The following is a 19,895-nucleotide window of genomic DNA, read 5'->3' on the forward strand; positions in this document are numbered from 1 at the left end:
GGCGGGGTGGCCGCCGCCCCCGGCTCCTGCGGGGTCAGCCCTTCTTCTCCAGCAGGGAGTTGACCTTCGCCTCGGCGTCGGAGAGCAGCTTGTCGATGTCGGCGTCCTGCCTGGTCAGCACCGCGGACATCGGGGTGTCGAGGATCGCGTAGATCTCCTGGGCGTACGGCCCCGGCTCGGCCTTCGGCGGGATGCCCTTGGAGCCCTCGACCCAGAGGGCGAACTGCCCGGGGTCGACGTTGGCGTTCTCCGCGCGCAGCTTCAGGACCTCCTGGCCGGAGGGCGTGTCGGCGCCGTAGAGGTCGGGGTACGGCTGGCCGACGGTGAGGTTGGCGCCCTTGGCCCGCACGTAGTCGAGCTGGCCCTTGCCGGGGGTGAGGAACTTGTACTCGATCCACTTCAGGCCGGCCTTGATCTGCTCGGGCGTGGCCTTGGGGTTGATCATGTAGCCGGCGCCGCCGTTGAACAGCGCCTTGGCCTCGGGCATCGCGGTGACCTGGTAGTTCTCGAACTTCGCCTGGAAGTCGTTGCGCAGCCCGATCAGCACGTCGGGGGCGCCGAGCATCATGCCCATCTTGCCGCCGGCCATGGCCTTCATCAGCGCGGGCCAGTCGATGTAGAGCTTGGACCCGGTGCTGTTGTCGGTCCAGCGCATCTGCTTGAGGTTCTCCAGCACGGCCTTGCCCTCGGGGGTGTTGAAGGCGGCCTTCTTGCCGTCGGGGGTGAGCACGTCGCCGCCGCGGCCGTAGAGGGAGGCGGTGAAGTGCCAGCCGCCGACGTTGTTGCCGCTGTACTCGCCGAAGCCGACGTAGCCGGGGCCGAGGGCGGCGATCTTCTTGGCCGCGGCCTGCACCTCCGCCCAGGTCTTGGGCGGGTTGGCGGGGTCGAGCCCGGCCTTGGTGAAGACCTCGCGGTTGTAGACCAGGCCCATGCCGTACCCGTCGGTGGGCAGGCCGTAGAGCTTGCCGTCCTTCTTGAAGATGTCGATGGAGGCGTTGTAGTCCTTGAACGTCTTCAGGTCGCCGACGTAGGGGGTGATGTCGGCGGCCTGGCCGCTCTCCATAAGGCGGCCGACGTTGGGGAAGTTCACGTAGAAGACGGTCTCCAGCTGGCCGCCGGCCAGCTTGGCCTCGAACGTGCGCGGCTCGTAGCACGGGAAGGCGTCGGTGGCCTTCTCGATCTTGATGTTCGGGTTGAGCTTCTGGAACTCCGCGAGGTCTTCCTCGAAGGTCGCGCGCTCCGCCTTGTTCGTCTTCGGCGGCATGCAGTTGACGGTGATCGACACCGGTCCGGCGGCGCCGGAGCTTCCAGCCGTGGGCTGGGCGTTGTTCTGCGCGGGCTCCTCACCCGAGCCGCACGCCGACGCCGTCAGGCCGAGAGCGGTCGCGAGCAGCAGGCCCGCGGTTCTGCGATAGCCGGATCTCGTCATGAAGCTGACCCTTCTGATGCGGATGGACGCCGGCGGAGTGAGACGGTGATCCGCTCCGGCGTGCCCTCACGATAGGCTCCACGACACATTCCTGCAATATTACGACAGAGAATTGCAATATAACGACTGAGTTACGCGATATCTGGGTCGTGAGCTGGTCCGGAGCGGACCCGGAACGTGAGAGGGCGCGACCCGGAGCACGGGAAGGGGCGGGACGCCGGAAGAGGTGACGAGGAAGGCGGAGAAGGGGCGGCACGATCGCCGTGCCGCCCTCTCGTTCCGAGCGCCGCCGGTCAGCCGTCGGCGTCGCCGAGCGCCGCCGGTCAGCCGACGGTCAGCCGTCGGCGTCGCCGAGCGCCCAGGCGACACCCGCCTCCAGGTCGATTTCGTATCCGTCCCGGTAAGCGATCTTGTAGGCCCGCTCCCCCAGCGCCCGGCGGTTCCGCCGCTCGCACGCCTCGCGGGCGGCGACCCACTCGGGGATGCCGGCCTGCGGCCGGCCCAGGGTTTCCCAGAGCCGCTGGGCCAGGCCGAGCAGCCGGGCCGCCGATTCGGCCCGGCCGACCTCGGCGCACGCCAGCACGTCCAGGGCCGTCGCGACGCCGACACGGTCGCGCAGCCGGTGCTTGGTCCTCAGCGACGCCCGGGCGTAGGCGCCGGCGGCGGCGGGCCGGTCCCGCATCAGCTCGACCCGGGCGAGCAGGATCTCGCTGTAGGCGCGCGCCCAGTGCTCACCGTGCCGCTCACAGGCCGCGCGCACCCGCCGCAGCACGGTGACGGCCTCGTCGGCGCGGCCGACGCCGGTCAGCATGATGGCTTGGGCCTGCCAGGCCGAGATCGGAGGGAAGCTCAGCTCGTCCTCCCTCCAGGCGATCTCGGTGACGCGATGGCCGTAGGCGGCCATGGCCCGGTCCGGGTCGCCCAGCGCCGCCGCGGACATGGCCGCCATCAGGCCGTACTCCCGCAGGCGGACGTCGCCGAGCTTCTCGGCCGCGGCGATGGCTTCGGCGCCACGGACCTGAGCGCCCTCGCCGTCGCCCAGCATCACCAGAACCATGCCGCAGGCCCACAGGGCCTGGGCGCGCTGCGGGCTGGGCGCGGTGTCGGCGGCCAGCACCCGCTCCAGGTAGTACTGTCCCTCCTTGGGGAACCCGCAGCAGACCCAGAGAAACCACAGGTTCCCGGCCAGCTCCAGCGCGTGGCGCCCCTCCGGTTCGGCCAGGGCGAACTCCAGGGCGGCGCGCAGATTGTCCAGCTCGGCGCTGGCCCGGTCGTACCAGGCGTATTGATCGGCGCCCATCCAGGCGGCGGAGCCCCGGCTCGCCAGGGCGCGGTAGTGGTCGCGGTGCCGGCGGCGCAGTTCCTCCTGCTCGCCCAGGTGGTGCAGGTAGAACGCGCCGAACTCACGGACGGTGTCCAGCATCCGGTAGCGCTCCCCGTCGCCGACGGGCGCCCAGGTCAGGATGGACTTGTCGGCCAAGGAGGCCAGCAGGGCCGGGATCCGCCCGGCGGGCAGCCGCTCGTCGGCGCACACCGCCTGGGCCGCCTCGGGGGTGAGGCCACCGGCGAAGACCGAGGCCCGGGCCCACAGCAGCCGCTCGGCCGGGCTGCACCACTGGTGGCTCCAGCCGATCGCGGTGCGCAGCCCCCGGTGCCAGGGCGGATCGGCGGCGTAGACGGCCGCCTCGGTCTCCAGCGCGGCGAAGCGGTCCTCCAGGCGGGCGGCCAGCTGCTCCAGGGACCACTCGCCCAGCCGCGCGGCGGCCAACTCGATGGCCAGCGGCAGCCCTTCCAGCTTCCGGCAGATGCGCACCACGGTCCGCCGGTTGTGCTCGGTGAGGGCGAACCCGGGCACGCTCTCGGCGGCCCGGACGGCCAGCAGCGCCACCGCGTCGCCGTCCGCGGAATCGCCGTCCTGGGGTACGGCACCCGCCACCGCGCCCCCCGCCCCCCCGCCTCCGGGCACGATCCAGGCGCCCGCGAACGGGGACCCGGCCTGATCCGTCCCGTCGCCGGCGACGGGCAACGGCTCCAGCGCCAGGACCTCCTCCGACGGGGTCTCCAGCACCCGGCGGCTGGTGGCCAGGATGCGCAGATCCGGCGCGGCGGCCAGCAGATATTCGGCGACCGGCGCGCACGCCTCGGTCAGATGCTCGCAGGTGTCCAGCACCAGCAGCAGCTCCCGGCCGGCCAGATAGCCGGCCACCACCTCCAGCATCGGCTCGGTGGTCTGGTTGACCAGCCACAGCGCCTCGCCGATGGCGTACGGCAGCGAGGTGCCCAGCTCCAGCGGCGACAGCGTCACCAGCCACGCGCCGTCGGCGAAGCCCGGCGCCAGCTCGGCGGCGGCGCGCAGCGCCAGGCGGGTCTTGCCCACCCCGCCCGGCCCGGTCACCGTCACCAGCCGGGAGCGCTCGCACAGCCGTCGCAGGTCGGCCAGCTCCGCCTGCCGGCCGATCAGCGAGGTGGTCTCGGCGGGCAGGTTGCCCGCGTTCCTCCGGCTCGCAATCATGAGCGTCACCTGCCCGGTTGTGATCCGCCGTCGCTGTGGAGACGGCGACCCGCCCGAGCCACGGCAGAACGTGCCAGTCACATCCATCACGGCGGCCCCGCACCCGGGCAGGGGAGGGTCCGCCGTACCGGCGCACTCGTTGCCACATCCAGATTGCCTCCTGCCGTGGATGATCGCCAGCGCGACGGCGTTCCCGCCCGGGATCGGCGTCCGGCGGCGGGCGCGCATGCCGGGCCATCAGGGCTCGGAGGTCAGGGCTCGGAGGTCAGGGCGAGGGCCTCGCCGTGGAGGCGCGCACGACCAGCTCCGGCTCGAAGAGCAGCTCGTCGGCCGGGACCACCGCCTTGTCGATCAGGGCCATCAGCAGGTCCACCGCCGCCCGCCCCATGGCGTCGATCGGCTGGCGCACCGTGGTCAGCGGCGGCTCGGTGCAGTTCATCAGGGCCGAGTCGTCGTAGCCGATGACCGACACGTCGCCGGGGACCGAGAGCCCCGACCGGCGGGCCGCCCGGACCGCGCCGAGCGCGAGCAGGTCGCTGGCGCACACGACGCCGGTGATCCCGCTCCGCAGCAGCCTGGTCGTGGCCGCGTGCCCCCCTTCGAGGGAGAACATCGTGTGCTCGACGAGCCCCGGATCGCCGCCCGAGGCGATGAACGTCTCCAGCTTGCGGCGGGAGGGCATGTGGTCCTTCGGGCCGAGCACCATGCCGATGCGCTCGTGGCCCAGCGCCTTCAGGTGCCCGATCGCCATCTCCGCGGCCACCACGTCGTCGCAGGAGACCTGGGGGAAGCCCAGGTGCTCGACCGCCGCGTTGACCAGCACCGCGGGGAGCTTGCGCTCCCGGAGCAGCTCGTAGTGCTCGTGGGAGGCGTCGGCCTGGGCGTACAGGCCGCCGGCGAAGACGACGCCCGACACCTGCTGCTGCAGGAGCAGGTCCACGTAGTCGGCCTCGGAGACCCCGCCCACGGTGCGGGTGCACAGCACCGAGGTGAAACCCTGCTGGGCCAGCGCGCCCCCGACGACCTCCGCGAAGGCCGGGAAGATCGGGTTCTGCAGCTCGGGGAGGACCAGGCCGACCAGCCGCGCCCGGTCGCCGCGCAGCTGGGTGGGACGCTCGTAGCCGAGCACGTCGAGAGCTGTCAGCACGGCCTCGCGGGTCGCCTCGGACACGCCGGGCTTCCCGTTGAGCACGCGGCTGACCGTCGCCTCGCTCACCCCGACCTTCTTGGCCACCTCTGCAAGTCGTCGTGTCATGCCGCAAACTATACGACAATCAGCGCAACTGCTTGCAATGGCTTGCGCTCACCGAACGTCACCTGGTTGCACAGCGTGAAACAGATTTTCCACGCTTCTCCAACTCCACAGCCAGAGACGACGCGCCCACCTCTCCGATCTCGTCGCACGACGATACTTGCGAAATTCAGTTGGAATATTGCTGGTGACTGTCCGGTATCTTACGGTCTGGCCAACTTCGCTTACCGTGCGGTCGAGACCGTTTGAGTCCCGAGTCGTGCCCCGTCGTTCCACGAACGAGACAGAGGAACGGATGAGACCCCCCCACACAGCCCTCTCACGGTTGGTCGCGGCCGTCACCGCGATCGCCTTCAACGCCGTCACCACCCGGTACCTGCGGCGGCGGGATCTCCGCCACGCTCAACGTCTACGTCGACGGCGCCTTCCACAAGGCGATCAACCTGACCTCGCGATACGCCTGGCTGTACGGCAACGAGACGAACCCCGGCGACTCCCCCGGTTCGGGCGGGCCGCGTCACATCTACGACGAGGCCAACATGACGCTCGACACGACCGTCCCGGCCGGGAGCAAGATCAGACTGCAGAAGGACGCCGCCAACACCACCGCCTACCCCATCGACGGGGATCTGGGCGTTCTCCGCCTCGAAGGTCTTCCAGGGCATCCGGGTCAGCAACGTGGACATCGTCGACCCGACGTACCACGGCATCATGTTCCAGACCAACTACGTGGGAGGACAGCCGCAGAACCCGGTCAAGGACACGGTGTTCACCAACGTCTCGATCACCGGCGCCCGCAGGAGCGGTGACGCCTACGACGCCAAGTCCGGCTTCGGCATCTGGGTCAACGAGATGCCCGAGGCCGGCCAGGGCCCGGCGGTGGACTCGGCCGTCTTCGACAACCTCCGGATGAGCGGCAACCACGAGAACATCCGGAACACGACGTCCACCTTCACCGTCACCGTCAACCCGTGATCGCCGCCGCTTCCTGATCCCGCCGCCCGCGGGACCGGCCGGCCCGGCCGGGGAGGAGACCCCTCCCCGGACTTCCGGCCCGGGGAGCCCCCGGTCAGCCGGTTCCGCCGGAGGCGGTCCCCGCCTCGAAGGACTGCACGATCCGCTTGGGAGCGCTCATCCGCCACGCCTCCGTGACCAGCTCGCGCAGCTCGTCGGCGGCCAGCTCCGCCGTCCGCACCAGCACGTACGGGTAGTTCTCGTAGTGCGGGGTGACGACGAAGACCTCGGGACGCTCCCCGGCCAGGGCCTCGCGTTCCTCGCGGGAGACCTTGACCACCGTGAACTCGGGGTCCTCGTAGTGGCGTAGGAACATCCTGCCGCGGACCTTCAGGGAAGGCGTTCCCCAGGAGACCGACTCCTCGACCTCGGGCAGTTCCAGGGCGATGTCGCGCACACGATCGAAATCGGGCATGCCTCATGATCCCATGGATTGCCACCCCGGCGGACACATCACAGATTTACCTCCCGTAGCGGGCGGTGTCATGGGAAACGATCCCGGCGGGTCCCGCCTCTTCCGACCTTTGCCGTCCCATGGGCTGTTCCTTCGCGCGAGCCCGTTACTCGTGTTACTTGCGGGGCAGGACGGCCCCAATGGCACGCGGATGGGTGGGTGGATGAGGATCGTGGGCATCGCGGGCGTCCTGCGCCCGCAGGCGTACGTGCGCCGGTTGCTGGACGCCGCGGCGCTGGAACTGCCGGGATCTCCGGCCCTTTCGAGGGTCACGGGGCTGCCGGGCCGCTCGGAGCCCCCGGAGGCGGGTCCCCCTCGTTTCGAGGTCTGGGAGGGCCTGGACCGGATCCCCTCCGCCCGCACCGGCCCGATCCCCGCGGAGGCGGACGAGTTCTGCCGCGTGCTGTCCGCGGCCGACGGCATGGTGATCACCGTGCCCGGATACAACCTCCTCCCGGAGCAGCTGGGACACGCGCTGGACTGGGCGGCGTCGCCGCTGGCGGGCGGCGCCCTGGTCGGCAAGCCCGTCGCCGTGATCACCTCCTGCGTGAGCCCGCACGAGGCGATCTGGGCGCAGACGGAGCTGCACCGGCTGCTCGGGGCGGGCGGCGCCGTCGTGTACGGCGTCGACCTGACCGTGCTGCCGGGAACGCGGCAGTTCAACGTCATCGGCAGGCTCGCCGATCCGGTGGCCCGCGACCGGATCCGCACGGCGCTGCGCGCGGTGTGCGCGACCGCCCGTGAGGACCTGGCCGCCAAGGCCGCCCTGCACACCGCCGGCCTCCCCTCTCCCGGGAACCCGGCGCCGGGACTGGTCGCGAATCCGGTGCCGAGCCCGCTGTCCGGGGAGGTGCCGGGGCTCCCCCATCCGCAACCGGCGCATGCCGTACGGCGGGAGCCCGATGTTCTCCCGAAGAGAGGTCACCGCAGGCTCCGCTCCGACGAGCTGCTCGACCCCGTTGACGTCGCCGCGGGCGACCTCCTCGGGTAGCCGGATCCGGCAGGGCGTCTCGGCGAGGTTGTGCGGGACGACCAGCCGGGACTCCCGCCAGGCGTAGAAGAGGGCCGGGACGCCCGGCTCGCCGGTGTCCGGCGGCGGCCCGGCCGCGGGGGCTCCGCGGCACGCGGCGGACCGCCGTCCCGCCAAGGGGCCGCATCGCGGCGGCAAGGATTCCGCCCCGGCCGGGAAGGTCCTTCCCACGCCGTGGCCAAATCCATCCTCCCGCGTTCTCATCCGGGCGTTTCGGTCCGTGCGCCGGCGGGGGGTTCCGGATGACATGACGGTGAGCCCCGGAGCCGGGAGGCCCGTCCGGAGCCCACCGCCGGAGCCGTCCGGAATCCGGCGACCGCGAGCTCCCGCCGGAGCCGTCCGGGACGCCCGCGGAACCCTCCGGGGCGGCGCGAGGCGCGGGCCGGCCCGCCGGGCATGGACACGATCCGGGAGAGTGATGTCCTCACTGCTCTACACGCTCGGGCGGACCTGCTTCCGCGCCGGGAAAGCGGTGATCATCGCATGGGTCGCGGTGCTCGCCGTCCTCGGCTCCGCCGCCGGCGCGCTCTCCACCGGCATGAGCAACTCCTTCGCCATCCCCGGCACCCCCGCGCAGAACGCCCTGGACACCCTGGCCAGGCGGTTCCCGCAGGCCGGCGGCGCCCAGGCGCAGATGGTCGTGGTGACCCCGGCCGGGGAGACGATCACCGACGCCCGGGTGCGGGCGCGGGTCGGGCAGGTCGTCGACGCGCTCGGAGACGTCGACGGGGTGGCCGCGGTGGTCGATCCGTACGGCGAGAACGTCACCGCGACGTTGTCGGGCGACGGCCGCGCGGCCCTGGTCACCGTCCAGCTCGACGTGGGCGGGGACGAGGTGACCGACGAACTGCGCTCCGCCCTGGTCGCGACCGCCGGCCCTCTCCGGGACGCGGGGGCCGCGGTGCGCTTCGGCGGCGCGGCCTTCGGCACCGCCCCGCCCCGGCTCGGCGCGACCGAGACGCTCGGCGTGGTGGTCGCGCTCGTCGTGCTCCTGGTCACCTTCGGCTCCCTGCTCGCCGCCGGGATGCCGCTGCTGATCGCGCTGGTGGCCGTGGGCGTCGCGATGTCGGTGGTGATGGCCGCGACCGCGTTCACCTCGGTGTCCTCCACCGTCCCGATGCTCGCCCTGATGCTCGGGCTGGCCGTCGGGATCGACTACGCCCTGTTCATCCTGTCCCGCCACCGCGACCAGCTCGCCGACGGCCTCGAACCGGAGGAGTCGGCCGCGCGGGCGGTCGCCACGGCCGGCTCGGCGGTCGTGTTCGCGGGCCTCACGGTGATCATCGCGCTGCTGGGCCTGGCCGTCGCGCGGATCCCCTTCCTGACCACGATGGGCCTGGCGGCGGCCGGCGCGGTGCTGGTCGCCGTGCTCGTCACCCTGACCCTCCTGCCCGCCCTGTTCGGCGTCTCGGGCGGCAGGCTCCGCCCCCGCCCGGCCGGCGGGTTCCGCGGGCTGCGGAGGCTAGGAGGGCTGCGGAGGCTGCGGGGGCGCGGCCCGGCCGGGGCCGGAGCCGGAGCCGGGGCCGCCGTGGCCGCGACCCCGGATCCGGCCGGAGAGGCGGAGGTTCCCCGGGAAGGCTCCCCGGGGCGGTCTCGCTTCGCCGAGCGCTGGGTGCGCGCCGTGACCCGGTGGCCGGTCCTCACCGTCCTGCTGGTGACCGTCTGCCTGGGCGTGGTGGCCGTCCCCGGCCTCGACCTGCGGCTGGCCCTGCCCGGCAACGGCTCCGCCCCGCCGGGCAGCACCCAGCGCCAGGCGTACGACCTGGTCGCCGAGCACTTCGGCGCCGGCTTCAACGGCCCCCTGCTCGTCACCGCCGACATCATCCGGACCACCGACCCGCTGGGCGTGGTCGACGGCATCGCCGACGAGCTGCGCGCGCTGCCCGGGGTCGCCGCCGTCACGATGGCCACCCCCAACGCCTCCGCCGACACCGGGATCATCTCCCTGGTTCCGGAGAGCGGCCCGGAGGAGGCCGCCACCGAGGACCTGGTGGCCCGCATCCGCGGCATGAACGGGCACTTCCAGGACGAGTACGGGGTCGCGATCGCGGTGACCGGGCACACCGCGCTCACCATCGACGTCTCCGACCGGCTGGCCGGGGCGCTGCTCCCGTTCGGCGTCCTGGTGGTCGGTCTCTCCCTGATCCTGCTGGGCGCGGTCTTCCGCTCGGTCGCCGTCCCGGTCAAGGCGACCGTCGGGTACCTGCTCTCGGTGGGGGCGTCGTTCGGCGTGGTGGCCGCGGTCTTCGAGTGGGGGTGGGCGGCGGAGGCGCTGGACGTCCCCCGCACCGGCCCGGTCATCAGCTTCATGCCGATCCTCCTGATGGGCGTGCTGTTCGGCCTGGCGATGGACTACGAGGTCTTCCTCGTCTCGCGGATGCGCGAGGAGTACGTGCACGGCGGGGACGCCCGGCGGGCCGTGACCGTCGGTTACGTCGCCGGGGCGCGCGTGGTGACCGCCGCCGCGCTGATCATGATCGCGGTCTTCGCGGCGTTCGTCCCGCACGGCGACGCGAACATCAAGCCGATCTCCCTGGCGCTCGCGGCGGGGGTGCTCATCGACGCCTTCGTGGTCCGCATGGTGTTCGTCCCCGCCGTCCTGGCCGTCCTCGGGCGCGCCGCCTGGTGGCTGCCGCCCTGGCTGGCCCGCGCGCTGCCGTCCTTCGACGTCGAGGGCGAGGGCCTGCGCCACCGGCTGCAGATGGCCGGCTGGCCCGCGCCGGGCGCGGCCGGCGCGATCGACGCCGAGGGGCTCTGCCTCACCGGGCCCGAGGGGCCGGTGTTCACCGGCGTCCGCCTGACCGTGCCGCCCGGCGCCGTCCTGGCCGTGCACGGCCCGCCGGGCACCGGCAAGACCGCGCTGCTGCTCACCCTGGCCGGGCGCATGCCGTTCGACTCCGGGCTGCTCAAGGTCGCCGGGCACGTCCTGCCCGGCGAGGCCGGCGCGGTCCGGACCCGGGTGGCGCTCGCGGAGATGCCGGGCATCAACGACCTGGAGGAGTCGCTCAGCGTCGAGGAGCACGTCGCCGAGCGGCTCGCCCTGCTGTCCCTGCGTCCCTGGGTCTCCCGGGCGGCCGTCACCCGGGTCATGGATCTCATGGACGCGGCGGTGACCGCCGCCACGGGGGCGCACGCCGTACTGGACCGCACCGGCCTGGTCGCCGACGTCACCCCGCTGGAGCGCAAGATCCTCGGGATCGCGCTCGCCCTGATCGGGTCGCCGTCGCTGGTCGTCGTCGACGACGTCGACTCCCTGCGCGCGCCGGCCGACCGGCGGGCCCTGTGGCGGGCGCTGGCCTGGCTCACCGACCGGTCCGGGACCGGCCGCCCGGACGGCCTCCCCGACGCCCGCGACGCGCTCCCGCCGGTGACCGCCGTGGCCAGCTGCCAGGACCCGGCCGAGGCGGCCGCCGCGATCCCTCCGGAGCGGCTGCTCCCGCTCGACATGACCACCGTCCACCCGCTCCCCGCGAGGGCCCGCTGATGCTCCCGTTCCCGTCCCTGCCCTGGTTCGAGCTGGCGCGCTTCCGGCGCAACCGGCTGACCAGGGCCGCACTGGTCGCCGTCGCCATGGTGCCGCTGTTCTACGGCGTGCTCTACGTGTGGGCGAACTGGGACCCCGCCGGCAACCTCCGCAACGTCCGCGCCGCCGTCGTCAACCTCGACAGGCCCGCCACCGTGACCGGCCCGGACGGCGAGAAGCGGACCGTGCCGGTCGGCCGGAGCCTGGCCGGGGAGCTGACCGGCAGCACGGCGGGCAACAACTTCGACTGGACCCTCACCACCGCCGAGGACGCGCGGGCCGGGCTCGACAGCGGGGACTACGCGGCCGTGGTCACGATCCCGGAGAACTTCTCCGCCGCCGTCACCTCGACCTCCCGCGAGGACGGCACGCGGGCCGAGCAGGCCGTCCTGCGGGTGCGCAGCGACGACGCGCACAACTACATCGCGGGCACCCTCGCCCGCTCGGTCGGCGCCGCCGCGACGGCCTCGCTCAACGCCCAGGTCACCGAGACCTACCTCGACAACGTCTACATCGGGTTCACGGCCCTGCACGAGGAGATCGGCGAGGCGGCCGAGGGAGCGGCCGACCTGGCCGACGGCTCCCGGAAGCTGGCCTCCGGCGCCGCGCGGACCGACGAGGGCGCCGGAGATCTCGTCGTGGGGCTCAGGGAGCTGGCCTCCGGGACCGCCCGGTTGAGCCGGGGCACCGGGCGGATCGCCGGCGGCGCCTCCGACCTGTCCGGCGGCGCCGCCTCGCTCGCGGCCGGGCTGGACCGGCTCGACCGGGGCACCCGGAAGCTGCCCGCGCAGTCCGCGCAGCTGGACCAGGGGGCCCGGCGGATCGCCGGAGGAGCCGGGAAACTGGCCACGGGCGCCTCCACCCTGGCCGGCGGCCTCGCCGAGCTGGCGCGGAGCACGCGCGGCCTGCCCGCCCAGAGCGGGGAACTGGCGTCGGGAGTCGTTCTGCTGGAGGAGGGCGCGGACGCGCTGGCCGCGGGGGCGACGGACCTGGCCTCCGGCGCGGACGACCTGGCGGCCGGCGCCGACGAGCTGGCCACCGGCGCGCTGGATCTCTCCGAGGGCGTCGAGGAGTACCGCACGCAGCTCACCGCCCTCTCGGCGGGCTGCGCCGCCTCGGGCGCGGCGCCCCCCTACTGCACTCAGCTGGCGCTGCTGGCCGCCGGCATCGACCCCCTGGCCACCGGCGCCTCCGACGTCGCGGACGGCGCGGAGGAAGTCGCCGCGGGCGCCGCGGAGATCGCCGCGGGCACCGGGGAACTCCGGCCCGGCGCCGCCGAACTCCACGCGGGGCTCGTACGCCTGCGGGAGGGGACGGACGCGCTGGCCGCGGCCGGGCCGCAGCTGTCCACCGCCGTCACCCGCCTCGCCGAGGGCGGGTCCACCCTGAGCGGCGGCGCCTCCGACCTGGCCGGTGGCGCCGGGCGGCTCGCGCGCGGCACCGCCCAGCTGGCCGCCGCCGCGCCGCGCCTGCACACCGGCATCTCCCAGGCGGCGACCGGGGCGGGGCGGCTGGGGGAGGGCTCCTCGCAGCTGGCCGCCGGAGCGGCGGAGCTCGACTCCGGCGCCGTACGGCTGGCCGAGGGCGCCTCCTCCGCCGCCGGGGGCGCGTCACAGCTCGCCGAGGGCACCTCCCGGCTGACGGACGGCGCCCGGGAGCTGCGGGACGGATCGTCCCGGCTCGCCGACGGACTGGCCGAGGGGGCGGAGGAGATCCCGGCCTACAGCGAGGAGGAGCGGCGGATCCTGCGGAAGGTGGCGGCCACCCCGGTCGTGGGCGACGTGGCGCGGGCGCACGCCGTGGAGGCCAACGGCGCCGGGCTGGCGCCGTACTTCATGGCGCTGGCGCTGTGGGTCGGCGCGATGGCCGTCTACATGGTGCTGCGCGCCCTGTCGGCGCGCGCCCTGGTCTCGACCTCGCCGTCCTGGCGGATCGCCCTGGCGGGATACATGCCGGGCACGGTGCTGTCCGCGGCCCAGGCGGTCCTGCTGGTCGTCGTCCTGCGCTTCGCGCTCGGTATGGACGCGGCCGACCTGCCGGGACTGCTGCTCTTCGCGATCCTGGTCGGGTTCACGTTCACCGCGGTCAACCAGGCGCTGATCGCGACGTTCGGCGGCGTCGGCCGGTTCCTCGCCCTGATCTTCGTCAGCCTGCAGCTCGCCTCGGCCGGCGGAACCTACCCGATCGAGACCGCCCCCGCCTTCTTCCGGGCGCTGCACGAGGTGCTCCCGATGACCCACGCCGTGGACGGCTTCCGCGTGCTCATCGCCGGGGGGCCGTCCGGCACCGGCCACGCCGCGTCCATCCTCGTCGCCTGGATCGCGGCGTGCCTGACGATGACCGTCCTCGCCGCCCGGCGACAGCGCGTGTGGACCATGTCCCGGCTCCATGCCACCCAGGTCGTCTGAGGGCCGCGAGCGAGCGCGGGTTCACTCGTACTCGGGCTTGGTGTTGGGCGTCGTGCTCTCGCGGACGCCCTGCTGCTTGCCCCGGTGCGGCGAGGACGTGCGTTCCTCGTGGTGGTGCGGCTCGTGCTTGGGCCGGGAGTGGCGCTGTTTCGAGGCGCCCTTCGTCGCGTTCTCCTCGCTGGGGCTCTTGCCGGACCTGCGCGCGTCCCGGGCCGCCTGGCGGCGCTGGTCCTCGTTGCCTTCCATCTTTCTGCCGACCATTTCTCCCCCTATGACGGAACACACACCACATACCCCTTTTGTCGGATATAACTCCATATCTCCGTATCACCCGGGCGAGTGAGGCATCATCCGCCGGGCGGCGGACGCGGCCGGGCGGGGCGGCGGACTAGCGTGTCGCGACGGCGGGCCGAGCGCGTCCGCCGGACTCGCGTGCGCGCAGCACGGTCGGAGTGAACGCATACGGAAGGTGATGTGCCAGTGCAGCCGGTCAGAGTGGTCGCGATCGTGGCGATGGTGCTGGGGCTCCTCATCGGGGCGGCGAGCGCGATCCCCTTCTCCAGGGCGAGCGAGACGGGAGCCCGCGTCGACAGCCACCTGGCGAAGGCCGAGGAGCTCACCCGCGAGGCCGACTCCGTCAAGGAGAGCGACCCCGCGCGCCACGAGCAGCTCACCCAGGAGATCGGCAAGTGGAGCGGATACGCCTCCTCGGACCTGGCGGAGCAGAGCTCGCAGCAGGGCGGCGCGTGGGCCGTGCTCGCGGTGGGCGGCGGCCTCCTCATCGGCGGCGGCCTGATCTTCGTGCTCACCCGCCGCAGGCCCGCCCCCCAGCTGGACGCGCACAAGCAGCCGCAGTACCGGTAGCCGCTCCCCGCGACCTCCCGGTCACACCCCGCCCCTCCGGCGCACGACCGGGACGGGTGCGGGCTCGCCGCCGAACGCCCCGGCGAATCCCGCGCCGAACTCACCGGGCAGCGACCCCGTCAACCCCGCCAGGATCTCCTTCGCCGCCGGGCCCCATCTCCCGGCGTGCTTGAGCGCCAGCCGTACGGCACGGCCCCGGACCCCGAGCGAATCGTGGAGCACCGCCGCGGCCAGCGCCGGGGCGAAGGCGTCGGCGTCCTCCCGCGGCAGCAGCTCGGCGAGCCAGGAGAGCCCGACGCCGACGAGCTTCACCTCATCCCGCAAGAGCAGTCCCTCCACGGCGTCGCTCAGGTCCCGCGGATCGGCGGCCGCGCCCGCGGGCAGTCCGCGAACCCGGGCGAGGGCCAGTTCGGCGACCGGGCCGGGGGCCGTGGGCAGCAGGCTCAGGTAGTCGCGGGCACGCGGGGCGACCTCGGCCGGGGCGGGATCGAGCGCCTCGTGCAGGCGGACGAAGAAGCGCAGGTCGGCGGCCGGGCCGCCGCGCAGAAAGCGGCGGACGCACCCGTCGAGCAGCAGGTCGCGCCGCCCCCGTCCCCCGGCGCTGAGCGCGGTCAGCTCGGTGACCATGCTTGTGTCGTCCCGCAGCGCGCGACCCGCTCCCTCCGCCTCGAAGATCCGCGGCAGCAACGCGTCGAAGAGCGGGTCCTGCGGGAACGGCGTGCGCGGCTCCTCGTGGATCCAGGCCACGACGAGCGGATCGTGCCCGGGCGGTTCGGCGCCGGTAAGGCGGAGCAGGGCCAACGCCAGCGGCGCCCCCGGGTCGCGCGCGTCACGGATCTTCCGCGCGAGCCGTACCGCCACCTCGGCCTGCCACTCCGGAGGGCGCCGGGACAACACCTCGACCACCGGACCCGGATCGCCGAACGCCCGCCGGGCCGCGCCATCGGGCGAAGGCCAGGCCATCCGGAGGTCGCGACGGGCGAGCCAGGCGGCCACGGCCGCGGCGCCGCCCAGCGACCCGGCGCCCGCGATCCGGAGCAACTCGCCGAAGTTGTCCCAGGGCTCCGTACGGTTCCACATCTCGAACCAGCGGTCGTCCCACTCGTTCAAGGTCTCCAGCTCCGCCTCACGCGCCCGCTCCTCCGCCTCGGCGCGTTCGCGCAGCACCGCGGCGTACCCGGGCAGCTCCCGCGCCACCTCGCGGCGTTCATCCCCGGTCAGGGCGGCCATCCGCGCCACGAGCCCGCCCTCGTCACCGATGTCGATGATGTCGCGAACCTCGTCCCATGCGGCCATGACCGGAGATTAGGGATCACCACCGACAGAATCCGGACCGCCGCACCACCGGTGAGGGGCGCGGTCCATGAATGTTCGTCCCGTCCGCGAGGCGCGGAGAATCAGCGCGGGCGCGCGCTCCGGCCGATGCCCGAGGAAGCACGGGCAGAGAGCCGACCTGGAATCGCCTGGAAGCAGACGCCGACCGATGTCCAACCGCATCGATCATGATGGGTGGTTCTCTACGCCGGCCAGTGAGCGGGGTGGGTGAGGGAAGGGGGCAGCTTCGTGGTGGCGTCGCCCTTGGCCGCGTCGAGCTGGGACTGGATGAGGAAGAGGCTCTCGGTGAGGTCGGCGCCCCGCAGGTCGGCGCCGCGGAGATCGGCTCCGAGGAGGTCGGCCGTCCGCAGGTCGGCCCCGCGCAGGTCGGCTCCGAGGAGGTAGGCCCCCCGCAGGTTCGCGCCGCGCAGGTCGGCGCCCTTGAGCTTGGCCCCGATCAGGTCGGCGCCCCTGCGTTCCTTCTTCTTGCCCCGCACTCCGGCCCGCGCCAGCTCGCTCGCGCGCTGCAGCAGTTCCCCGGCCTCGCGCCGGTGCGCCGCCACGTCCGCCTTCAGCAGGGCGTCGGGGCCGTCGTGGGTGAGGCGCTCGACCTCGTCACGCGCGCGGCGGATCTCGGCGTGGATCGGGCGGGCCGGGCGCAGCGTCAGCGCCTCGGTCAGGTACCACAGCAGCTCGTGGAGGTTCCGCATGACCGGGAACACCTCGAACATCCGCCCGGCCGTCCCCGGCGCCCGCCGCCAGTCCACGCCGCCGAAGGTGATCTGGGAGATCTTCTGCCCCGCGCCGAAGCAGTCGTAGACGGTGCATCCGGTGAAGCCCCGCTGCCGCAGGTGCCGGTGGATGCCGCAGCGGAAGTCCTCCCCCAGGTTGGGGCAGGCCTTCCCGGCGGGCTTGTCGATCGCGAAGTCCGAGGAGGCGGTGAAGGCCGGCGCGACGCAGCACAGTCCGAAACAGCGCTCGCAGTCGGCCCGCAGATCCGGGCGGCTCCCTTCAGGGGAAGGCGCCGCGTGGTCGCGTTCGTCGGACACCGTACGTGATCTCCTGGGGTCGGGGGCGCCCGTCGCTTCCCGGCGGGCTCGGTTCCAGCGTAAGGACCCTACTCGCTCGCAGCCGATGCCCCGAGCCGGGCGCCGTCGCGGACCCGCTCGCCGGGGCCGGCCGGACCCACGCTCACCACTCATGACTTTCGTCACAGGCGTCCTGTGCTCTTTTACGTTCTCCGTCGCGGCACGAACCCCGTTAATTGCGCTTGGACATCATTCGCACCGAAACGCCGGCGCGGGGGCACTGCCGCCGGCTCGGAAATCAACACGGAAGGTATACGACCATGCGGAAAATCTGGTCGCTCGCGGCCATCACGATGATCGCGGGGGGCATCCAGGCGGGGCTGGCCCTGCCCGCGCAGGCGGACACCGGGGTGAGCGTGACCAGCGCCAACCTGCGCGTGACCGCGGCCGACGGGAAGGCCAACAAGATCACCATCTCGTTCTCGCCGCAGGGTGACGTCGTGGTCACCGACACCGGGGACGTGGTCCGGCCCAGCAGCGGCTGCGTCCAGGACACGCCCAACTCGGTGATCTGCTCCGGCGTCCAGGTCATCCAGGCAGATCTCAAGGATCTCGACGACACCTTCACCAACACCACGGACATCGGCGCCCGGGTGAAGGGCGGGGCGGGCAAGGACACCATGACCGCCGGCAGCGGCGGGGACACCTTCACCGGCGGCGCCGGCGACGACACCTTCACCGGCGGGGCCGGCGGCGACAACATGGTCGCCGACCGCGCCCCCGACGGGGTGGACGTCTTCAGCGGCGGCGCCGGCGTCGACACGGCCGTCTACAACGATCGGATCGTCCGGCAGATCGTCTCCCTCGACGGCGTGGCGAACGACGGCTCCGCCGGGGAGGGCGACAACATGCGGGCCGACGTGGAGAACGTCTTCGGCGGCGCGCTCGGCGACACCCTCACCGGCAACGGCCTGGCGAACGAGATCCGCGGCGGGCAGGGCGACGACACCCTCACCGGCCGGGGCGGCGCCGACACCCTCAGCGGTGGCGGCGGTACCGACACCTGCAACGCCGACGCCGCCGACACGGAGTTCGGCTGCGAGATCTGAGGCGCTCCTCTCCTCCACCCCGCTGCCGCCTCAGCGCAGCGGGGTGAGGGCGTCACGGGCGTGGTCGGCCACGGCGGCGCCGACCACGGTGGCCTCGATCGGCAGCACGTCCATGCAGAGCCGGAGCGCGTCCAGCAGCTTGGGGAAGGGCACCCGCATGGACAACGTGCAGTGCGGCACCCAGCGGCCCGGCAGGTAGACCTCGAAGCCGCCGATCCCCGCCTCGGTGAGCCGGGCGTGCACCGCCGCGTGGTGGGCCAGCAGCTCGGCCGTGGGGACCGGGCCGAGCCAGAGCACCCGGCCCAGGAACTGCCCGACGAAGTCGAAGCGGAGCGTCAGCGGGCGGGCGATCTCCATCCCCCGCAGCGCCTCGGCCACCGCGGGGCCGTCCAGCCGCGGGGCGCTGATCAGTGAGACGTGCGGGCGGTGGCGGCCCTTCAGCAGGTCCCGCATCGTGGGGACGCCCTCCCGGGCCAGGGCCTCCCACAACGTCTTGATCCGCTTCTCGGCGACCGGATCGAGGTAGAGCTCCAGCGCGGCGACCATGGTCGAAGACTAGTCAGACCGGCGGGGCGCCCCGGGAGGGGGACCCGGGGTTTTCCCTAGGGCGTTCCCTGATTCGCATCCGGAGTGGGGCGCTGACGATGAACGGGTTCCCATGGCCTCACCGGGGAGACAGCCATGACACCACGGAGCGGGCCCGACGCAGTGAGCGCGGTGGAGCACGAGGGACGAGTGCTCCGCGCAGCGAATGAGGAGTGATGAGCGACCCATGAAACGGAGCGAACCCGACGCAGTGAGCGCAGTGGAGCACGAGGGACGAGTGCTCCGCGCAGCGAATGAGGAGTGATGAGCGACCCATGAAACGCCGCATTCCCCTGTTCACGCTCGACGGTGTTCCGGACGCCGACGTCTCGGCGCATCCGTTCACCACCGCCGACGGCCTCGGCCTGAACATGCTGCGCTTCAAGCGCGGCGAGGGTGAGGACCTCGTCCTGGTGGTCCACGGGCTCACCACGTCCAGCGACATGTTCATCATGCCCGAGCACGACAACCTCGTCCGGTTCCTGCTGGACAACGGGTTTCCCGAGGTGTGGACGCTGGACTGCCGGATGAGCAACCGCCATCCGTACAACCGGGCGATGCACCGCTTCACCCTCGACGACATCGCCCTCTACGACCATCCCGCCGCGCTGGAGACGATGCGCCACGTGGTCGGCGAGCGGCGGGTGCACGTCATCTGCCACTGCCTCGGCGCGGTCTCGTTCACCATGAGCCTGTTCGCCGGGGTCGTGCCCGGGATCAGGAGCGTCATCGCCAACAGCGCCGCGCTCACGCCCAGGGTCCCGGCGTGGTCGCGGGTCAAGCTGACGCTCGCGCCGAACCTCGTCGAGTATCTCCTGGGCTTGCCGTACCTCGATCCGTCCTGGCACGCCGAGCCGCGTTTCTCGCGCGGGTGGATGTTCTCCCGGGCGGTGTCGCTGTTCCACCCGGAGTGCGACGAGCCCTCCTGTCACATGCTCAGCCTCATGTGGGGGACGGGCTGGCCCGCGCTGTACGGCCACGACAAGATCCATCAGATCACGCACCGGCGCGGCGGCGACCTCTACGGTCCCACCGGGCTGCACTACTACCGGCACGTCCTGAGGATGGTGCGCGCGGGCCGGGCCGTGAAGTACGACGTCCGCGATCCCCGCTACGACGAGCTGCCCCGCGACTACCTGGCCGACGCCGCCTCGGTGACGACGCCGGTCCTGCTCACCACGGGCGACCGCAACCACGTCTTCGCCGACTCCAACGTCGTGTGCCACGAGCGGCTGAACGCGGTGGCGCCCGGCCGGCACGAGCTGGCGGTCTTCCCGGGCTACGGCCACCAGGACATCTTCATGGGCAAGGACGCCCACCTGGACGTCTTCCCGTACATGATCGACTTCATCAAGCGGCACACGGGGTGAGCC

Annotated in this window: 15 protein-coding genes and 1 pseudogene; 8 read left to right on the forward strand and 8 right to left on the reverse strand. The window is 72.9% G+C overall.

From position 1 onward, the window contains the following. Positions 1–34: 34 nt before the first annotated feature. From Plo01_RS21050 to Plo01_RS21060, 3 genes are all read right to left on the reverse strand, one after another. Entirely contained in the window at positions 35–1,429 is a 1,395-nt protein-coding gene (locus Plo01_RS21050) for an extracellular solute-binding protein (RefSeq protein WP_203892373.1), read from the reverse strand. Between the two features lie 334 nt (positions 1,430–1,763). After that, entirely contained in the window at positions 1,764–3,941 is a 2,178-nt protein-coding gene (locus tag Plo01_RS21055; protein ID WP_203892374.1) for an ATP-binding protein, read from the reverse strand. A 265-nt stretch (positions 3,942–4,206) separates the two neighbouring features. Continuing rightward, positions 4,207–5,196, reverse strand: coding sequence for a LacI family DNA-binding transcriptional regulator (locus Plo01_RS21060; RefSeq protein WP_203892375.1), 990 nt, complete (start codon positions 5,194–5,196; stop codon positions 4,207–4,209). Between the two features lie 386 nt (positions 5,197–5,582). Between Plo01_RS21060 and Plo01_RS41335 the strand changes: the two are divergent. Next, a pseudogene (locus Plo01_RS41335) lies at positions 5,583–5,756 on the forward strand (carbohydrate-binding protein); the annotation flags it as partial. Between the two features lie 115 nt (positions 5,757–5,871). After that, a complete protein-coding gene (locus Plo01_RS21065) occupies positions 5,872–6,168 on the forward strand; it encodes a hypothetical protein (protein ID WP_203892376.1) in 297 nt (98 codons plus the stop codon). 94 nt (positions 6,169–6,262) lie between these two features. Here Plo01_RS21065 and Plo01_RS21070 read toward each other — a convergent pair whose 3' ends face one another. Continuing rightward, entirely contained in the window at positions 6,263–6,622 is a 360-nt protein-coding gene (locus Plo01_RS21070) for an MmcQ/YjbR family DNA-binding protein (RefSeq protein WP_203892377.1), read from the reverse strand. A 202-nt stretch (positions 6,623–6,824) separates the two neighbouring features. On the opposite strand from Plo01_RS21070, the gene Plo01_RS21075 reads away from it, so the two are divergent. The 3 genes from Plo01_RS21075 (at position 6,825) to Plo01_RS21085 (ending at position 13,622) form a co-directional block, all read left to right on the forward strand. Next, positions 6,825–7,652, forward strand: coding sequence for an NADPH-dependent FMN reductase (locus Plo01_RS21075; RefSeq protein WP_203892378.1), 828 nt, complete (start codon positions 6,825–6,827; stop codon positions 7,650–7,652). A gap of 457 nt (positions 7,653–8,109) precedes the next feature. Next, positions 8,110–11,175 (forward strand): MMPL family transporter, encoded by a 3,066-nt coding sequence (locus Plo01_RS21080; protein ID WP_203892379.1) that lies wholly within the window; start codon positions 8,110–8,112, stop codon positions 11,173–11,175. Then, complete coding sequence (locus Plo01_RS21085; protein ID WP_203892380.1) at positions 11,175–13,622, forward strand: YhgE/Pip domain-containing protein; 2,448 nt, start codon at positions 11,175–11,177, stop codon at positions 13,620–13,622. Before Plo01_RS21080 ends, Plo01_RS21085 begins: the two co-directional genes overlap by 1 nt. Positions 13,623–13,643: 21 nt before the next feature. Here Plo01_RS21085 and Plo01_RS21090 read toward each other — a convergent pair whose 3' ends face one another. Continuing rightward, positions 13,644–13,883: a hypothetical protein gene (locus Plo01_RS21090; protein ID WP_203892381.1), complete on the reverse strand. Its 240-nt coding sequence runs from the start codon at positions 13,881–13,883 to the stop codon at positions 13,644–13,646. Between the two features lie 219 nt (positions 13,884–14,102). On the opposite strand from Plo01_RS21090, the gene Plo01_RS21095 reads away from it, so the two are divergent. After that, on the forward strand, positions 14,103–14,486 hold the full coding sequence (locus tag Plo01_RS21095; protein ID WP_203892382.1) for a hypothetical protein: 384 nt from the start codon (positions 14,103–14,105) through the stop codon (positions 14,484–14,486). A 21-nt stretch (positions 14,487–14,507) separates the two neighbouring features. Here Plo01_RS21095 and Plo01_RS21100 read toward each other — a convergent pair whose 3' ends face one another. Further along, the gene (locus tag Plo01_RS21100) at positions 14,508–15,782 is read right to left on the reverse strand and encodes a hypothetical protein (RefSeq protein WP_203892383.1); all 1,275 of its coding nucleotides are present in this window, start codon (positions 15,780–15,782) and stop codon (positions 14,508–14,510) included. 221 nt (positions 15,783–16,003) lie between these two features. Further along, a complete protein-coding gene (locus Plo01_RS21105) occupies positions 16,004–16,849 on the reverse strand; it encodes a pentapeptide repeat-containing protein (protein WP_239316759.1) in 846 nt (281 codons plus the stop codon). Positions 16,850–17,148: 299 nt separating this feature from the next. Here Plo01_RS21105 and Plo01_RS21110 point away from each other — a divergent pair, with 299 nt between their 5' ends. Next, positions 17,149–17,937, forward strand: a complete 789-nt coding sequence (locus Plo01_RS21110) for a calcium-binding protein (protein WP_203892384.1) — start codon at positions 17,149–17,151, stop codon at positions 17,935–17,937. 30 nt (positions 17,938–17,967) lie between these two features. Here the strand turns inward: Plo01_RS21110 and Plo01_RS21115 are convergent, their stop codons facing one another. Continuing rightward, entirely contained in the window at positions 17,968–18,483 is a 516-nt protein-coding gene (locus Plo01_RS21115) for a 2'-5' RNA ligase family protein (protein ID WP_203892385.1), read from the reverse strand. A gap of 314 nt (positions 18,484–18,797) precedes the next feature. On the opposite strand from Plo01_RS21115, the gene Plo01_RS21120 reads away from it, so the two are divergent. Next, a complete protein-coding gene (locus tag Plo01_RS21120) occupies positions 18,798–19,892 on the forward strand; it encodes an alpha/beta fold hydrolase (RefSeq protein WP_203892386.1) in 1,095 nt (364 codons plus the stop codon). Positions 19,893–19,895 lie beyond the last annotated feature (3 nt).

Origin of the sequence: Planobispora longispora, assembly GCF_016863135.1 — a bacterium.
Taxonomy (GTDB): domain Bacteria; phylum Actinomycetota; class Actinomycetes; order Streptosporangiales; family Streptosporangiaceae; genus Planobispora; species Planobispora longispora.

What these genes read in the sequence shown, in the direction of transcription:
- Plo01_RS21050 (WP_203892373.1), bottom strand. Translation starts at nt 1,429, where the DNA reads ATGACGAGATCCGGCTATCGCAGAACCGCGGGCCTGCTGCTCGCGACC.
- Plo01_RS21055 (WP_203892374.1), bottom strand. Translation starts at nt 3,941, where the DNA reads ATGATTGCGAGCCGGAGGAACGCGGGCAACCTGCCCGCCGAGACCACC.
- Plo01_RS21060 (WP_203892375.1), bottom strand. Translation starts at nt 5,196, where the DNA reads ATGACACGACGACTTGCAGAGGTGGCCAAGAAGGTCGGGGTGAGCGAG.
- Plo01_RS21070 (WP_203892377.1), bottom strand. Translation starts at nt 6,622, where the DNA reads ATGCCCGATTTCGATCGTGTGCGCGACATCGCCCTGGAACTGCCCGAG.
- Plo01_RS21075 (WP_203892378.1), top strand. Translation starts at nt 6,825, where the DNA reads ATGAGGATCGTGGGCATCGCGGGCGTCCTGCGCCCGCAGGCGTACGTG.
- Plo01_RS21080 (WP_203892379.1), top strand. Translation starts at nt 8,110, where the DNA reads ATGTCCTCACTGCTCTACACGCTCGGGCGGACCTGCTTCCGCGCCGGG.
- Plo01_RS21085 (WP_203892380.1), top strand. Translation starts at nt 11,175, where the DNA reads ATGCTCCCGTTCCCGTCCCTGCCCTGGTTCGAGCTGGCGCGCTTCCGG.
- Plo01_RS21090 (WP_203892381.1), bottom strand. Translation starts at nt 13,883, where the DNA reads ATGGTCGGCAGAAAGATGGAAGGCAACGAGGACCAGCGCCGCCAGGCG.
- Plo01_RS21100 (WP_203892383.1), bottom strand. Translation starts at nt 15,782, where the DNA reads ATGGCCGCATGGGACGAGGTTCGCGACATCATCGACATCGGTGACGAG.
- Plo01_RS21110 (WP_203892384.1), top strand. Translation starts at nt 17,149, where the DNA reads ATGCGGAAAATCTGGTCGCTCGCGGCCATCACGATGATCGCGGGGGGC.
- Plo01_RS21115 (WP_203892385.1), bottom strand. Translation starts at nt 18,483, where the DNA reads ATGGTCGCCGCGCTGGAGCTCTACCTCGATCCGGTCGCCGAGAAGCGG.
- Plo01_RS21120 (WP_203892386.1), top strand. Translation starts at nt 18,798, where the DNA reads ATGAAACGCCGCATTCCCCTGTTCACGCTCGACGGTGTTCCGGACGCC.